The 16,861-nt window shown below is 42.5% G+C and carries 12 protein-coding genes; 3 read left to right on the plus strand and 9 right to left on the minus strand.

Features of this window, described 5'->3' with window-relative positions; genetic code table 11:
- Positions 1 to 111: 111 nt before the first annotated feature.
- The 7 genes from BM308_RS07905 to BM308_RS07935 form a co-directional block, all read right to left on the minus strand.
- Positions 112 to 1,392 carry a TRAP transporter large permease gene (locus BM308_RS07905; RefSeq protein ID WP_074944332.1) on the minus strand — a complete coding sequence of 427 codons (1,281 nt, stop codon included), beginning with the start codon at positions 1,390 to 1,392 and terminating at the stop codon, positions 112 to 114.
- Between the two features lie 19 nt (positions 1,393 to 1,411).
- A complete protein-coding gene (locus BM308_RS07910) occupies positions 1,412 to 1,906 on the minus strand; it encodes a TRAP transporter small permease (protein WP_074944334.1) in 495 nt (164 codons plus the stop codon).
- 58 nt (positions 1,907 to 1,964) lie between these two features.
- Positions 1,965 to 2,939, minus strand: coding sequence for a TRAP transporter substrate-binding protein (locus BM308_RS07915; protein ID WP_074944336.1), 975 nt, complete (start codon positions 2,937 to 2,939; stop codon positions 1,965 to 1,967).
- Positions 2,940 to 3,247: 308 nt separating this feature from the next.
- Positions 3,248 to 4,693, minus strand: coding sequence for an L-arabinose isomerase (araA, locus tag BM308_RS07920; protein ID WP_074944338.1), 1,446 nt, complete (start codon positions 4,691 to 4,693; stop codon positions 3,248 to 3,250).
- Between the two features lie 84 nt (positions 4,694 to 4,777).
- Complete coding sequence (locus BM308_RS07925; RefSeq protein ID WP_083425503.1) at positions 4,778 to 5,758, minus strand: ABC transporter permease; 981 nt, start codon at positions 5,756 to 5,758, stop codon at positions 4,778 to 4,780.
- Positions 5,759 to 5,828: 70 nt separating this feature from the next.
- Positions 5,829 to 7,328, minus strand: coding sequence for a sugar ABC transporter ATP-binding protein (locus BM308_RS07930; protein WP_074944340.1), 1,500 nt, complete (start codon positions 7,326 to 7,328; stop codon positions 5,829 to 5,831).
- Between the two features lie 14 nt (positions 7,329 to 7,342).
- Entirely contained in the window at positions 7,343 to 8,293 is a 951-nt protein-coding gene (locus tag BM308_RS07935; protein ID WP_074944342.1) for an ABC transporter permease, read from the minus strand.
- Positions 8,294 to 8,893: 600 nt separating this feature from the next.
- Between BM308_RS07935 and BM308_RS07940 the strand changes: the two genes are divergently transcribed.
- Positions 8,894 to 10,036 carry a sugar ABC transporter substrate-binding protein gene (locus BM308_RS07940; protein WP_306705852.1) on the plus strand — a complete coding sequence of 381 codons (1,143 nt, stop codon included), beginning with the start codon at positions 8,894 to 8,896 and terminating at the stop codon, positions 10,034 to 10,036.
- 56 nt (positions 10,037 to 10,092) lie between these two features.
- Here BM308_RS07940 and BM308_RS07945 read toward each other — a convergent pair whose 3' ends face one another.
- A complete protein-coding gene (locus tag BM308_RS07945; RefSeq protein WP_074944344.1) occupies positions 10,093 to 10,647 on the minus strand; it encodes a TetR/AcrR family transcriptional regulator in 555 nt (184 codons plus the stop codon).
- A 226-nt stretch (positions 10,648 to 10,873) separates the two neighbouring features.
- Between BM308_RS07945 and BM308_RS07950 the strand changes: the two genes are divergently transcribed.
- Entirely contained in the window at positions 10,874 to 11,956 is a 1,083-nt protein-coding gene (locus BM308_RS07950) for an efflux RND transporter periplasmic adaptor subunit (protein ID WP_074944346.1), read from the plus strand.
- Positions 11,956 to 15,000, plus strand: coding sequence for an efflux RND transporter permease subunit (locus BM308_RS07955; RefSeq protein ID WP_074944347.1), 3,045 nt, complete (start codon positions 11,956 to 11,958; stop codon positions 14,998 to 15,000). The genes BM308_RS07950 and BM308_RS07955 overlap by 1 nt, the downstream gene beginning before the upstream one ends.
- Before the next feature lie 243 nt (positions 15,001 to 15,243).
- Here BM308_RS07955 and BM308_RS07960 read toward each other — a convergent pair whose 3' ends face one another.
- Positions 15,244 to 16,647 (minus strand): sodium-dependent transporter, encoded by a 1,404-nt coding sequence (locus tag BM308_RS07960; RefSeq protein WP_074944349.1) that lies wholly within the window; start codon positions 16,645 to 16,647, stop codon positions 15,244 to 15,246.
- Positions 16,648 to 16,861: the final 214 nt, after the last annotated feature.

Below are 16,861 nucleotides of genomic sequence, written 5' to 3' on the forward strand. Positions count from 1 at the left end.
CAACAAAATCGTATTTGAAAATTTCAATTCCCTAGAAATAACAAAATTCTATGTTTGAAAAATGAAAGAGGCTGACATACTTTTTAGTCAGCCTCATGAGAAGAATTTCCATTAATGCATCATATCCGGTACGAATGTGATGATTGATGGGAAATATGTCAGAACGAGTAAATCGACAATGAACATGGCCAGATAAGGCAGAATCTTAGCTGTTACCTTATCTACAGAGATACCTGTAATTGAAGATACCACGAACAGATCCAGTCCTACTGGTGGAGTTACGCAGCCGATAGCCAGGTTAACAACCATCAGCACACCGAAGAACATAGGATCGATTCCCATGCCGACTGCTACAGGAAGCAGAATTGGGGTCAGAATAACCACAGCTGCTGAAGCGTTAACCAGAGTACCGATAATCAGTAACAGCACGTTAATCATCATCAGGAAGACGAACTTATTGTCAGTTACGCTTGCGAAGAACTCTGCCAGCATGTGTGGCACATGTGCATTGGTCAGAATCCAGCCGAACAGGTTAGCGGCACCAACCACGAACATAATCATGGTGGTATTGTAAGCTGCACTTAGAAGCGTCTTTGGAAGATCACTCCACTTAAGCTCCTTATAAATGAACAGTCCTACAACTGCACCGTAAACAGCAGCGACAGCGGCAGCCTCGGTTGGAGTGAACAGACCAAGATAGATACCGCCTAAGATAATAACCGGCATCATCAGAGCCCAGAAACACTCTTTGAAGGATTTTGCCACCTTAACAATTGAGAAATTGCCTTCTCCGCTGTATCCGTTCTTTTTGGAAATGAACCAGGAAACGATACACATGGTTATACCCATCAGAATACCAGGAGCAAAACCTGCCATGAACAGATCGGCAACAGATACGTTGGCGATAGAGCCGTAAACAACCATGGTGATTGAAGGAGGAATAATAATACCTACCGTACCGCCGGCCGCCACGACAGCAGCTGCAAAGGCACGAGGATAACCACGTCTCTCCATCTCATCGATCATTGATGCACCGATTGCTGCGGTAGTTGCTGCAGATGATCCTGATAGGGCAGCAAAGAACATACCAGCAACAGATACCACCAGAGCCAGACCGCCTGATAGTGAACCTACCAGAGACATTGAGAAATCAACGATTCTCTTGGTAACACCACCGTCAGACATGAATGCACCTGCCAGCATGAAGAAAGGCACTGCCATGAACGAGAAGGAGTCTACTGATGTGAACATACGCTGCACAATAACCAGAAGCGGAGGCATATGTTCGCCGAAGAATAATCCTGCTGCAGAAGCAAGTCCCAGACCTACACCGATAGATGCACCGGTAGCCAGGATTACTGCAAAGGATACTAAAACGATTAAAAGAACCATATTTTCCTAAGCTCCTATACTATTCACTGCCCTTTGGCTTAATCTCTGAAGCAGGTGTTTTGAGAACCTTCAGCAGATTTAAGATGACATAGATAAGCATAACTGCACAGCCAAATGGAATTACCACATATACATATGACATTGGGATCTGCATGGCAGGTGAGGTTTGGAAACTGGTTCTTCCAACCATGATGCAACCGTAGTACACCATGATCCCCAGGAAAGTTATAGAGAATATGTCGGCGACAATATTCAGGAACTTAAGTGTTGCTCCTTTAACACGACTGGTCAGGGTTTCAATACACATATGTCCGCCGTAGCTGGCTACAAGAGGCATTGAAAGGAAAACAACCCAAACGAAAAGATAGCGTGCCAGCTCTTCACCCCAGGCAGGAGTCCAGCTGAACACATATCTGGTGATAACCTGAGCAAAAACCAGAATCAGCATCAGTCCGTTTGCGAATGTAACCAGAAGCTTGAGGAATTTTTCTAATGCCTGAAATAAAGCTAGCATAAAATCATCCTTGAATTCTGTTTAAAAAATCCTCGCCCGAAGGCGAGGAAGTAGGTTTTTATTTTACGTTTACGATTGCATCGACGGTTTCGTTACCGAATTTCTTGGTATATAGCTCCCAGACACTCTTGGTTGCATCGATGAAAGCCTGCTTATCAACGTCATTGTTGATCTGAGCTCCACCTTCCACGATGGTCTTGGCGAACTTGTCCTCAAGATCACGGCATAGCTGACGCTGCCAGTCTTTTGTTTCCATTGCGGCCTTGGAAATGATTTCCTTCTGTGAATCATTCAGTCCGTCCCATGCAAACTTGCTGATTAGAACAACCTCAGGAGCATAAGTATGAGCTGTTAGAGATACATACTTCTGAACTTCGTAGAAATGCTTGGTAGCAATCTGGCTTAATGGGTTTTCCTGACCGTCGATAACGCCTTTCTGAAGTGCGGTGTAAAGCTCACTCATAGCCATTGGGGTAGGGCTTGCCTTTAAAGCCTTCATAAGTTCGATATAAACAGGCTGTTCCATAACACGAACCTTCAGACCTTCCATGTCTTTTGGTGTCTTGATTGGACGCTTGTTGTTGGTCATGTGACGGATACCGTTTTCCCAGATAGCAAGAGTGATCATGCCTTTTGGCTCAACATATTTCTTGCACAGATCCATACCGATGGTATCCAGTGCCTTATAAGCGTGGTCTGTGTCTCTGAATAGGAATGGAAGATCGAATACTGAAACTTCTGGAGCAAAGTTTCCTAATACAGCGGTACCGGTCAGAGTCATTTCAACAGTGCCAAGAGTTAAACCTTCTACAAGGTCACGCTGGTTACCTAACTGTGATGATGGGAATACCTGAACCTCAATATCTCCGTTTGAATAGTTCTTAACAAGTTCTGCAAAATGATCTGCGCCCATGCCGTATGGGTTTGATGGTTCTGCGATATGACCTAGTTTAAGGGTTACTGAAGCAGCATTTGCGGCACTTAGAGAAAACATACATGCAGCAATGCAGGTTGCAACGAAACGAAACTTCATATGAGCTCCTATGTATCTGTAAAAACGTAATAAAAACCTAAAAAAAGTTTCAGATATGTTAAAAAACGACGTTTTTCGGACGTTTAATAAAACATACATCCGTTGTCAAAATTAAAATTAAGAGGATATTTAGTCAAGAAACATAAGTTTTTGTGTATAACATCTGATAGGTTACTCACACTTGGATTATTTTCTTAAAATTATTTTTGAAGTAGGTCACTAAGGCGGGTAGTTTTGGAGCAAAAAAAAGCCTACAGCCGTGAGCCATGGACTGCAGGCAAAAAATCATAAAGACTTAAAACTAGAAACTATTTGTAGTACTGAGTTGCCATCTTCTCAAGATCTGCCTCAGTGGTATCCTCACCAATGCAGATTAGCTCAGTACCGGTTAACTTGGCGAACAGAGCAATATCCTCACGGGTTAGAGCAGTTGATACAACGCTGTGGTGAGCACCACCTGCATAGCACCAGCCTGCAGTACCGATACGGAAGTTTGGCTTGTGACGGTACATGATTCTTGCAACTGGCAGCTTAGGCATTGGCTTAGGCTGTTTTACAAGCTCGATATCAGCACAGATAATTCTGAAGTGAGTGCCCATATCAACCAGAGTTACCTGAATACCGTCACCCTCAACACCGTCGAAGATCAGACGTGCAGGATCTTCCTTGCCACCGATGCCTAATGGAAGAACATCAATCTCTGGCTTGGTAGCTGCAAAGGTTACAGGAACCTCTAGCATGTGAGATGCAAGCTCAAGCTCTTTGCCCTCGGTTAAATCGTAGGTGTAATCCTCGATGAAGCCGGTTGCACCCTTACGGCCCTCAGCCATGTTCATAAGAACAGCTGACAGAGCTGAAATCTTGTAGTCACCCTCTGGACCAAAGCCGATACCCTTGCCCATCAGATTCTGAGCTGCAATACCTGGAAGCTGCTTTAGACCATGCAGATCCTGGAAAGTATCAGCAAATGCGCCTAGCTTTCTTGCTGACAGGAACTTCTCTAAACCAACCTCATAGCGAGCCTGTTCACGAACAGCTTCAATGTTGGTGGTCTTCATGGTGTACTTGGAGGTGTACTCATTCATCTTGGTATCAATTTCAGCTTCTGAAACTGCATTGATTTCCTTAACCAGATCACCCAGAGCAAAGTAGTTGCACTCCCAGCCGTAACGGATCTGTGACTCAACACGATCTCCGTCGGTAACTGCTACTTCACGCATGTTGTTACCGAATGAAGCAACCTTAAGGTGTCTTGAGAAATTGATTGCACGTGCAACATCAACGAATCTTGAAATTCTGTCAATTACGTCCTGATGCTCATAGTAGCCAGCAACAACCTGGTGTGGTATACGCAGACGTGCAAGAATAAATCCGTACTCACGGTCACCGTGAGCTGCCTGATTCAGGTTCATGAAGTCCATGTCAATTTCGTCGTATGGAAGCTTCTCATTTGCCTGAGTGTGCAGGTGAATCAGAGGCTTGCGCAGCTCCTGTAAACCCTTAATCCACATTTTTGCAGGTGAGAAGGTGTGCATCCAGGTCATAACACCGATACAGTCCTCGTCAGTGCTTACCTTTCGCATGTCCTCAATACAGGTCTCTGAATTGATAACAGTTGGAAGCAGCTCAACCTTAACGCCCTGAAGTTTCTTGTTAAAGAACTCAGTCATTCTTGCTGCATCTGCTGCAACCTGCTTTAAGCACTCCTCACCGTATAGATCCTGTGAGCCAACAACAAAATATAACTTAGCCATAATTGATGTTTATCCTTAAATGAATTTGATTAAAAATATTGTTATAGTTTCAAAAAACACCCCGCATAGAATGCGGGGGAACTGCTACTTGATAACGTGAATTGCTTTTCTGTCAGCAAAGATTGCTACGAAGATTAAGAATACGATACCTTCGATTAACTGCATCATTGGGATGCTGAAGCCGATCATGTTCAGACCTGAGTTCAGAACTACGAACAGCAGTGAACCTACGATGAAGTTACCGAATCTTGCCATAGCACCACCAGAGATTGGCATACCGCCTAAAACCAGAGCGATAAGGATCTGGGTCTCTAACTGGTTACCGCCTGAAGAGGTAACAGAACCGTTCTTGATGGATAGAATGAATGCTGCGAAACCGGTGATTGCACCTGATAATACATAAACCAGGAACTTGATTCTGTCGGTACGGATACCTGAGAACTTAGCTGCCTTTTCACCTGCACCGATAGCCTTCAGGTAGGTTCCGAACTTGGTGAAGCAGAAGAATACGAAACCAACTGCAACTACTGCTGCGGTACAGCCAACCTTAAGTGCGGTGCTGTCCAACTCAATCAGTTCGAAAGAACCTGCAACAGGTGCCTCAGTGGTCAGATACTTGATTAAGCCTCTGAACAGGAACATGGTACAGATTGTTACAATGAAGGATTTTATTTTACGGTTAACGTAGAAATATCCGTTGATTGCACCGATAGCAGCACCGGTCAGAATACCTCCGATGATTGCAAGCGAAATGCTGTACTGAGACAGAGAGCAGACCACAATTGCGGATAAGCCCAGAATTGAACCCTGTGAGAAGTCCAGACCGCCCATGGTCATGATGAAGAACACGCCCATTGAAGCAATCATGATTACGTATACCTGAGACATAGCTAATGGCAGCTTGTGCATCATTTTGCCATCGGTCAGGAAGTTGAACAGGAAGAATACTAAAACAAGTCCAACGATAGGCAGCAGAGAACGAATCATTCTCATTCTGCGAAGTTTTTTCTGTTCCAGATCTTTTTTATTATTATTCTGGTCTTTATTTCCTAGTGTGTCTGACATGGTCTGGCTCCTTAAACCAATATCTAAAGAAGTATTGTTTGCAATGTCTGTCATTTTTATTATTTCTCCGTTAAACCATCATTGAGATCAGGCTGTTTTCATTCAGTTCGCGGGAACGTGGCAGCTCACCCTTCAGTGCACCGTCCTTCATAATAATGATGCGGTCGCACATACCGATAAGCTCCATCAGCTCCTCAGAGATCATGATGATTGACTTACCCTGTTTTCTCATGCGGTCCATCAGCTGGTAAATATCCTGCTTAACCTTGATATCGATACCACGGGTTGGGGAATCGAGTACCACGATGTCTGAACCCTTACCAATCCAGCGAGCCAGAACAACCTTCTGCTTGTTACCGCCAGACAGTTCAGATACAAACTGATCGGTATTTACCATCTTTACAGACATTTCCTTTGCATAGTCGATTGCAAATTTCTTAATCTTGCCCCAGTTAAGAATACCGGCATTGTTTGATAATTCATTCAGTGAAGGCAGGGCGATGTTGTCGCGGATACTCTGATTCAGAACAACAGACTCATTATCTCTATCCTTTGAGGTGTATGCGATAGAGTGAGAAATTGCTGTTGGAATATCGTTAATCTGAGTGCCGTCTGCAAGTACTACAGAACCTTCTCTGTCAAAACTTGCACCGAAGATTGCCTTGCCGATTTCGTGCATACCGGACTCGGACAGACCACCGAAGCCAAGAATTTCACCTTTGTGAAGATCGAAGCTTACATTCTGGATCAGTCCAGGAACTGTTACGTTCTTAACTGAAAGTACAACCTCATCGCTAACCTTCTCACCGTAGTCTGAACGGTAGTAGTCACCGGTAACCTCACGGCCTACCATCAGCTTCTTCAGATCATCTTCTGTTACATCCTTACTCTTTACAGTGTCGATGTACTCACCGTCACGGAGAATGGTGATGGTGTCAGACTTGGCCAGAATTTCTGGTAAGTCGTGGGAGATGAAGATAACTGTATTACCCTGCTCACGGATACGGTTCATGTGCTTGTAAAGCTCTTCACGACCTTCCTGAGACAGTGCGGTAGTGGTCTCATCGATAACTACAATCTTTGGATTGAAGTAGGTTGCCTTTACGATTTCGATCAGCTTTCTTTCCTCGAAATTGTAGTTGTCTACAAGATCGTCTGCCTTGATGAAGTCAAATCCGTATTCTTTTAACAGACGGTTTGCCTCTGCGTTCATTGCTGGAGTATTTCTGAAACCGTAAGTGATGAATCTTTCCTCATGACCTAAAAAGATGTTCTCAGCAACGGTCAGACCAGACAGAGTTCCTAACTCCTGAACAATGATGGATACGCCTCTGTTGTTTGCATCTACCTGATTCTTTGGATGGATATCCTCACCGTCCAGGGTAAAGGTACCGCTTTCCATTGGGTAGATACCGGTTAACATGTTGGTCATGGTTGATTTACCAGAACCGTTTTCGCCGATAAGTGCGTGTACTTCGCCTTTGTTGATATCAAAAGATACGTTGTTAAGTGCTCTGTTGATACCGAAATGTTTGGTAATGTTTCTAACCTGTAATCTTACTTCGCTCATTTTTCTTATCCTTATTACTTAACGATTTCGCCCTTAGATACCTTGGTGGTTAATGTGATGATTACCAGCAGAGCAAGACCTGTGATAACGTCCTGAATAGCTGTTGGAGCACCAAGTGAAATGAAGCCGAAGAAGATGATGTTAACGATGAACTCACCCAGGATAATAGCCTGAAGAGGAATTCCGTACTTCATGAATGCAAGACCGAAGAAGCATCCCATTGTTGGAACGAAGTTACGTGCCATTGATGACATGCCGGTGGCTGCAACCATTGATGAACCGTAGCTGATGGTTAGAACAGCCATGGCACCGAAGAATGCGCCTGATAGAATGAATGCGTAAACCTTGAACTTGTCAACGTTGATACCCATGTTCTTGGCTACGAACTCGTCAGAACCGATTGCGTAGGTGTAGGTACCGAACTTGGTGTAGTTCAGAATACCGTATGCAATGATGAAGGTGATAACTGCAAGAATGATGTTGCCTGGCATTGAACCGAAAGCACGTAGTGATGAAGGAAGAGTCTGAACTACGCCACCTGCCATATAGTTGGCAACTGACTCATATATAAGAGCAAGACCTGCGGTAACAATCATTGAAGGGATACGCAACTTTACATATAGAACACCGTTTACAAGACCAACTAAAGCGCCGGTAATAATTGCGCCGCCAATCAGTCCGGTGTAGCCCATCTGGAAGTGGGTTGCCAGCTGGCAGCCTACAACTGCTGACAGGATGATGTTAGCACCGATAGAAAAGTCGAACAGACCCATATCCATCACGAAATAGAATCCGATGGCACCAACTGTGGCAATCAAACTTGCCTGAAAGTAGTTTAGAAGATTGTCTGGTGCTCCGAAGTTGTCTGGAGTTAAAACTTTGAATATAGCCCAGGATAGAAATACCAGTGCTACTAAAACTATGTAACCTTTAGTTGCACCGGAGAGATTTTTTATTCCAGTCATGATGTTGATTCCTTTTTTGCATGTGAGGTAAAACCTGACATGGGTTTGTTTTTAGTCTAAGGCACAAGCCATTTGTTGTATCCATGCACATTTGTGCATTTGAGTTAATTTAAATGTATACGAATTTTGATTTAAAATCACGTAAACGGTTACGATAATATATGAATACGCACAAATTTTAATTAAATTTGGTCATTTTTATGAATCAAATCACAAAAACTTTCAAAAAAATTTTAAGTTACAGATGGTTAAGAACCTTTATTCTTCCTATGTATGTAAAGAAGTTTCATATTGTCTGACCGGTAAATGCGCAAGTCCTTGCTATTACTAAAAAAATTTACAAAGCTTTTCGTTAAACTTTTGAGGAGATTAAAAAAATACACAAATGTAAACTTTGAATAAAAATGTTAACTAACTGAAAATAAAAGAGAAGTTATAAATGACAGGCACATATTAAAAAATAGTTTTCTGATTTTGTGATCTCCGCACACGTTTACGATAAAAAAATTTGTATTATTTACACATGTAACGAACGAGAGTTTTCTCTTCATTACGTGCAACCATAATTACGTTGCCAATCAAACATTGAAGGATAAATATATGAAATTTACTATGAAAAAATTTGCAAAAGCAATTGCTTGCGCAGCTGTTGCTACTACAATTGCATCTTTCAGCACCACTGCAAATGCAATTGAAAACAAGGACATCAAGATCGGTGTTTCCATCTGGTCATCAACTGACGTTCTAGGTTCATGCTGTAAGAAGGTTCTAGATGCTGCTGCAAGCGCACTAGGCGTTCAGGTTCAGTATATCGACCAGGCTCACGTATCAGAGAAGGTTACTTCTTCAGTAGAGCAGTTAGCCGCAGCAGGCTGTCAGGGTATCATTATCTGTAATTCTTCAGATACTGAAATGACTTCTGCAATCAAGACTGCAAATGACAACGAAGTATATTTAACTCAGTTCTTCCGTATTATTTCTAAGGATGCAAGCCCAGCTATCTACAAGATGGCAGAGAAATCACCTTACTACATCGGTGCTGTTCACGAGAACGAGCCAGAGAATGGTGAGAAGTTAGTAGGCATCCTATTAGACAAAGGCTGCCGTAACATCGGTCTGATTGGCTGGGAGCAGGGTGACGCTACCTGGTTAGGCCGCTGGGCTGGTTACAAGGCTGGCGTAGAGAAGTGGAACAAGGATCATCCAAATGATAAGGCTGTTCTATCAGATCCACAGTACGCAGGTACCACTTCAGAAGGTGGTTCAAAGGCTGCTGAAGCTTTAATGGCTGCAAATCCTAAGCTAGATGCTCTAATCCCAGCTGGTGGTGGCGGTGACCCATTACAGGGTGCTATTGCTGCTGTTGAGCGTGCAGGCAAGACCGGCAAGATCCAGATCGTTTCAACCGACTTCCTACCTGATTTAGGTGAGAGATTAAAGAATGGCTCAATGGCTGGTCAGTCAGGCGGTCACTACTGCGATCCTCTATTTGCCTTCATGATGACCTACAACGCAATCAAGGGCAACTACAAGGATTTCGAGGGCAAGTTTGAAGATGTTAACTTCCCATACCTATATGTATCTTCTCCAGCTGATTATGCTGAGTACGAGAAGTATTTCGTAGAGAAGCTACCATATACCGCTGAAGAGTTCGTTGAAATGTCTAAGCTAGACATGGAAGGCTTAAAGGCTGCTGCAGCTAAGCTATCAATCCAGGACGCAGCTGCTCGTTCAGCTAAATAATTTCCAAAACTCTTTTTAATAACGTAATGCTCCGGCTCTAATAAAGCCGGAGTTTTTTATTTGTAAATCTTGTACAAAACGTTGTTTAAAAGCTCTATCAGCTCTTTTTTCTTAAAAGGAATCTCTCCGCTCATCCAGCGGTTGATAACACCGATAAAGCCGCAGATGGCAAAAGTGCCTTCAATAAGATCCTGTCTTATAAGTTTCTCCTGCTCTTCCTTATATTCACAGCTGATGTATTTTCTAACAAAGATATTTACAGCACGGGAGGTGAATTCACCATTGGAATTTTTGATTAAAAGCAGGATGTTATCCTTGTTTTTTTCAAAATAATCAATCAGATAAACGATAAGACAGCTTACATTCTCAACTTTCTTGTCCTGAGCATTCTGATCATAGATTTCAGCCATATTGGCTATGGTTTCATCTTCAATAGCTTTTACCAGATCATCAATGCTCCTGTAGTGCTGGTAGAAGGTACCTCTGCCTAAAAGGGCATGTCTTGAGATTTCTGCAACTGTAATTTCACTGGATTTCTTGTTCTTAAGCAGATGGAAGAAGCTCTCTCTTATGGCAAGTTCTGTTTTTTTGAATCGTAAATCTTCTTTCATTTCTTGAGTCCTTATGCCATGGCCTTGTTCAGAGTTAAAAAAGATAATGAACACATGTTTAATAATTGTTTATTATCAGACAGATCTCATGTTCGATGAATTGACGCCTTATATATAGTTTATATACTTCTAATAAACAGGTGTTCATTAATTTTTAGCTATAAATTATCATCCTGATTTTACAGCAGAATTTTTTAAGAAAAATTAGGGTATTAAGGGATTTTCAATGAAATTTTCACGTAAGCAGTACCTGTACGGATTTGCTGCAACCGTGCTATTTGCGGTTGTTGCGATCTGCAATCTAGGTATAAGCAGAGAACAGATTCAGGCACAGCCACAGCCTTTGAGAGTAAAGACCATGACTGTATCCTCGGATATGCTGTCTTCTTCTCAGCTATTTGCCGGTGAAATTCATAGTCAGTTCGAAACCCCATTATCCTTCCAGGTTGCAGGCAAAATCTTAGAGCGACATGTGGAAGTCGGTGATCGTGTAACTAAGGGACAGGTACTGATTACTCTGGATAAGAAAGATCTGGAGCAGAGTCTCAGAAATTCATCAGCTCAGGTTAAGCACGCAAAATCAGCTTTGGAGCTGGCAAAGAAGAATCTTGAACGTTATAAGAAGCTGTTAAGCGCAGGTGCTGTAAGCAAGCTTGCATACGATCAGACCCAGCATGAATATAAGTCAGCTTTATCCTCTTTAGAACAGGCCAATGCCAATTATGAGGAGTGCAGAAACCAGCTTAACTATGCTGAACTTAAGGCTGATAAGGATGGAATTATCATTCAGACTCATGCCGATCCCGGTCAGGTTGTAAACACAGGCACCACTGTTCTTACCATGGCTGTACATTCCAATCTGCAGGCCCAGTTCAATGTTCCTGAACAGACCGTATCAAAGATTAAAGCCGGTGATGCGGTTAAGATTTCCTCAAACTACAGCTCTGACGAGATTGAAGGTCGAATCTTTGAGATTTCACCAATTGCAGATGAAAAGACTCATACCTTTAAGGTTAAAGCCTCATTTGAGGATAAAAGCACGCTTAAGCTTGGAATGACTGTAAGAGTTGCTTTGTCGACTGCAGGTTCTGATAACAGCAGCTTTATTCCACGCAGTGCTGTAACCGCCATAAACGGCGAAAGTGGTGTCTATGCTGTTGAAAACAATAAGGCTATCTTCAGAAAGGTATCTTTAGGACGCCTGCAGGATAGCAAGGTTGAGATCAAATCCGGTCTGAATACCGGTGAGGTTATTGTAATCGCAGGTGCTAACAGACTGCATGATGGTCAGCTTGTGGAGATCATGTAATGCGTCTGAACCTTGCAGGATGGAGCCTTTCACATAAGGCTCTTGTTTATTTCTTTTCCTTTCTTTTAGTCGTATCCGGCATTTTCTCCTATCTGTCCCTAGGCCGTATGGAAGATCCTGACTACACCATAAGACAGATGGTGATTTATACCCAGTGGCCGGGATCTACAGCCAAGCAGGTGGAAGAGCAGGTTACAGATGTTCTTGAGAAAAGACTTCAGGATCTGGAGAATCTTGATCATCTTGAAAGCTACTCTATGCCAAATCAGAGCATTATTTACGTAAATCTAAAGGATTCAGTAAGTAAGGATGATATCCGCCGTCTGTGGACTGATGCTCGTAATCTGGTGATTTCCGAAACACCTAATCTGCCATCCAGTGTAAAAACTCCTCAGGTAAATGATCATTTTGATGATGTTTACGGCATGATTTACGCTCTGACTGCCGATGAAGGCTATACCATGAGAGATCTTAAGGATGAGGCTGAGAATATCAAAGCTTCGATTCTTAACCTCAAGCAGACCAAAAAGGTAATGCTTTTAGGTACTAAGACTCAGTGTATCTACGCTGATGCTGATCCTTACGTGATGCAGAAATCAGATGTCAGTGTTTCAGAGATCAGAAAGCTGATTCAGAGTGAGAACACTGTAACTGATTCAGGAATCATATCCGGTTCTACCGATATGATCCCTCTGAGAGTAAACAACAATTTCAAATCAGAGGATGAGCTCTCCTTACTTCCTATTAATAAGAATGGAAAAGTAATAAGACTTGCAGACCTTCTAAAGGTAAGAAACACCTATGTGGAAACAGGAGAAAACGCCTTTTTCTACAATGGTGAGCCTGCCATTGGTATCGCTGTTTCAATGGTATCTGGCGAAAATATCATTGAATTTGGCGAGAAGCTTTCAAAGGTCATAAAAGAGTGTAATGATTCCTTGCCTGCCGGAATGGAACTCCACAAGGTAGCAGATCAGGCAAAGAATGTTGATAATGCCATATTCAGCTTTGTCCGCTGTCTGGTGGAAGCTCTTATTATCATTTTTGGCGTAAGTATCTTCAGTCTTGGAACTCACGCAGGCCTCGTTGTTGCTCTGTGTATTCCCCTGGTTCTGGCCATTACCTTCAGTATTATGTACTATCTGGGAATTGATCTTCAGAGTGTATCACTGGGAGGTCTTATAATTGGACTTGGACTTCTGGTAGATGATGCGATGATTGTAATTGAAATGATTATCGTAAAACTAAGTGAAGGCCTAGGAAAGGTTGAGTCTGCTGTGGTTGCCTTCAGTGAAACAGCTGTTCCGATGCTGACAGGAACACTCATCACCTGTGCAGGCTTTATTCCGGTTGCTCTTGCTGAAGGTTCCGCCTCAGAGTTCTGCTGCTCTCTGTTCTATGTCATAACTATTGCGCTGATTGTCTCCTGGCTGGTAGCAGGTCTTGCTACTCCGCTTTTTGCATATCATCTTATCGGCACCATCTCAGAGAAAAAGGAAAGTCCGGTTGCTGCCTTTATTCTTCGTTTCAGAGCTAATTATAAAAAGCTACTGACATTCTGCATTGAAAAAAGAAAGCCTGTGCTTCTTTCGGTCTTTATTGTGTTTGTTCTGTGTGCCTATGGCTTTACACAGCTGCGAACTGAGTTCTTCCCTGCCTCCTCTCATCCTGAGCTGGTATTAAGAATGGAACTGCCTGCCGGAGCCTCCTATAAGAACAGTGAAGAAATCGCAGGCCGTTTTGCAAAGGAAATTAAAGAAAGCGATAATCTTGAATATTATTCCTATACCATAGGCCAGGGCAATCCTCGTTTTGTGCTGACTTTCTCTCCTGCCAATGCCAAACCAAATATGGCTGAATTCATTATGGTGGCAAAGGGAATTGAGGAGAGAACTAAGTTAGAGAAGGAAGTAAAGACTCTTATTGCCGAGAAGTTCCCTGAGGTAATTGGTCATACCATGTTGATAGTTACCGGTTCTCCAACAGAATATGCTGTGACCTTCAGGATCCAGGGCCCTGATCTAAACAAGGTAAGAGACATCACCTCCAAGGTTGAGAAGATCATGTACACCTACGATAGCCTGAAGAACATCAGGAAGAAAGGTGGAGAGGAGATGATAAGCCTTGATACCAGAACTCAGAATCTTAAATTAAAACAGTTAGGTCTAACCTCAGGTTCTATCGCTTCACAGGTGAAACTTCTAACCTCAGGAGAAATCATCAGCTCTATACAGGATAAGGATGTAACCATTCCTATTATCTTCAGGCTTAAGTCTGAGAATGCTGATATCTATCAGACCTTGGAAGATATGCCGATTGAGCTTCCTGACGGGAAGAAACTGACTTTAGGTTCTGTTGCTGACCTTGAGGCAGGAGTAGAGGAGGCCAATATTCTTCGTCGTGATCGTCTGCCTGCAGTAAAAATCTGTGCGGAGGTTAAAGACGGACTTAGCGGTGATGATGTAACTGCTCAGATATACAATGATCTTAAGGAGTTCAGAAACTCACTTCCTCGCGGTTACAGCATAGAGCTGGATGGCGGGCTTGAGGATAGCCAGAAGAATACAGCCTCCTTCCTGAAGCCAGCTCCGGTAATGGCTATCATAATTCTGGTTATTCTGATGTTTGAACTTCAGAGTATCAAGAAGGTAGTAATTACTCTGCTTACGGCACCACTGGGCATTATCGGTGTAACTATCGGTCTTGGATTAACCGGAAGACCGGTCGGCTTTGTCGTTATATTAGGTCTGCTGGCCCTGTTCGGTATTATTATCAGAAACTCAGTGATACTTATCGATCAGATTGAAAAGCACATCAAAGAGGGCATGAGTGTTTACGATTCTCTGGTCAGTGCCTCTATCAGCCGTTTAAGACCAATTATGCTGACAGCTATGGCTGCAATTCTTGCTATGATTCCTCTGGCAACAAATGCTCTATGGGGGCCTATGGCAACTGCTATGGCCTTTGGTCTGCTCTTTGCTACTATCCTAACTCTGCTTGTTCTTCCTGCCATGTACGCTTCTGTGTATTTAAAAGAAGAGTAATCAAAGTTTGGCCTGATTATCTTCAGAAATTGATTTGATAACAGGCCTATGAACTTATTGATCTTTCAATAATAAGCTAGAGGTCCATTTATAAACTAAGAATAATCTATGCAAGTAATAGATTCATGTAAAAACTAAATTGTCTGTCTCAAGACTGTTAGGGGGACTATCAACTGTTTAATAGAGATTTTGAGCGGAGAATATGAATACTCCGCAGGGATTCTGCGGAGTACTTAGAAAGGATTAGCCGAACTTGATTCCGAATAGCTGAGTTACCATGATGAAGATAATCAGTAATGGAATAATATACTTCAGCAGAATCAGGAATGGACCAACAAGAGTGAACTTGAAGGCACCGTTTGAGGTAAGTTCCTGAATAAGCTGTGATCTCTGCATTCTGTAGCCTACGAACAGTGATGCACCTAAGCCGGTCAGAGGCAGGATGATCTGAGCTGTGAAGAAGTCAAGGAAGTCAAAGAAGTTCATTCCGAAGAATACCTTAACATCCCATGGGCCGTATGACAGCGAAGCTGCTACACCGATAACAAAGGTACCAATGGTAACAACTAATGCTGCGGCACGTCTTGACATATTAGCTCTTTCAGCAATGAAAGCAGTACCTACTTCGTGTAGGAAGATACATGAAGTGATAGCTGCAACCAGCAGAATCAGATAGAAAGCTGATGGAATAATCCAGTTGAAGAAAGGCATGGTGTGCAGTGCACTGTGGAATACGTTTGGTAATGAAATAAATACCAGACCTGCTCCTGCTGATGGCTCAACACCTGCAACAGAGAATACTGCAGGGAAGATGATCAGACCTGCCATTAAAGCAACCAGAGTATCAAGACCTGCTACAGACAGAGCTGTACGGGTCAGATTAACTTCTGATCTGAAGTATGAAGCATAGGTAACAATACCCATACCTAATGAGAATGAGTAGAAACACTGTCCTAATGCAGCCAGCCATACGTCTGGATTCTTGATAGCCTCAAAATCAGGCTTGAACAGGAATGCATAGGCATCTTCTGCACCAGGCATAGTTGCAGCAAAGATTACCAGCATAACCATGATAATGAACAGTGCTGGAACCAAAAGCTTTGATGATCTCTCAATACCTTTCTGAACACCGCAGACGATAATACCGTGAATGATTGCAAGAACAATGAACAGAGTTAGAATTGGCTTCCAAGGATTGGTGATAAAGCCAACGAAATGATCTGTGAATACGTCTTTACCTGCCTCAGCAGTTGCCTGAAGTGCAGCTAAATCATTAAAGGTTCCGGTTACAGAATCCCATGCATAATATAGAACCCATCCTACAACCACGTTGTAGTAGCACAGAATAATTGTTGCCACAGCAACAGAACCGATACCTACGAATTTCCAGAAAGAATTTGGAGCTAGAACGCTATAGGCATTACCTACGTTAGCTCTTGAATGACGACCAATTGAAAATTCTGCAATTAGAAGTGGAATTCCGAATGAAATAATAATCAGGAAATACACTAGTAAAAAGGCTGAACCTCCGTTTTCACCACACTGGGTAGGAAAACGCCAGATGTTACCTAAACCGATAGCAGAACCGGCAGCGGCTAGCAGTCCACCTAATTTAGATGAAAAGCCTACACGTTTTGTAGAAGTCATAGTCTTACCTAAAGTTGAAAAATAATACTTATTATCATGTCTGATAAAGCGCTCAATTATAAGGTTTTATCGGACATAAAATAAAGTGTTATTTTATTAAGCAAAATAACAATAGTTTGAATTATTGGGATTTATTGTAGTTTTTTAGGCTGTTAAAAAAAACGTTTATGTGATTTTGCTATGTTTTGGTGCATAAAAAACAGATAAAGATAAG

The sequence above is a fragment of the Succinivibrio dextrinosolvens genome (genome assembly GCF_900116345.1).
GTDB classification, from domain to species: domain Bacteria; phylum Pseudomonadota; class Gammaproteobacteria; order Enterobacterales; family Succinivibrionaceae; genus Succinivibrio; species Succinivibrio dextrinosolvens_B.

Excerpts from the sequence above, each read along its gene's own strand:
- BM308_RS07905 (WP_074944332.1), bottom strand. The coding sequence starts at position 1,392 with ATGGTTCTTTTAATCGTTTTAGTATCCTTTGCAGTAATCCTGGCTACC.
- BM308_RS07955 (WP_074944347.1), top strand. The coding sequence starts at position 11,956 with ATGCGTCTGAACCTTGCAGGATGGAGCCTTTCACATAAGGCTCTTGTT.
- BM308_RS07945 (WP_074944344.1), bottom strand. The coding sequence starts at position 10,647 with ATGAAAGAAGATTTACGATTCAAAAAAACAGAACTTGCCATAAGAGAG.
- BM308_RS07940 (WP_306705852.1), top strand. The coding sequence starts at position 8,894 with ATGAAATTTACTATGAAAAAATTTGCAAAAGCAATTGCTTGCGCAGCT.
- araA (WP_074944338.1), bottom strand. The coding sequence starts at position 4,693 with ATGGCTAAGTTATATTTTGTTGTTGGCTCACAGGATCTATACGGTGAG.
- BM308_RS07925 (WP_083425503.1), bottom strand. The coding sequence starts at position 5,758 with ATGTCAGACACACTAGGAAATAAAGACCAGAATAATAATAAAAAAGAT.
- BM308_RS07915 (WP_074944336.1), bottom strand. The coding sequence starts at position 2,939 with ATGAAGTTTCGTTTCGTTGCAACCTGCATTGCTGCATGTATGTTTTCT.
- BM308_RS07930 (WP_074944340.1), bottom strand. The coding sequence starts at position 7,328 with ATGAGCGAAGTAAGATTACAGGTTAGAAACATTACCAAACATTTCGGT.
- BM308_RS07950 (WP_074944346.1), top strand. The coding sequence starts at position 10,874 with ATGAAATTTTCACGTAAGCAGTACCTGTACGGATTTGCTGCAACCGTG.
- BM308_RS07910 (WP_074944334.1), bottom strand. The coding sequence starts at position 1,906 with ATGCTAGCTTTATTTCAGGCATTAGAAAAATTCCTCAAGCTTCTGGTT.
- BM308_RS07935 (WP_074944342.1), bottom strand. The coding sequence starts at position 8,293 with ATGACTGGAATAAAAAATCTCTCCGGTGCAACTAAAGGTTACATAGTT.
- BM308_RS07960 (WP_074944349.1), bottom strand. The coding sequence starts at position 16,647 with ATGACTTCTACAAAACGTGTAGGCTTTTCATCTAAATTAGGTGGACTG.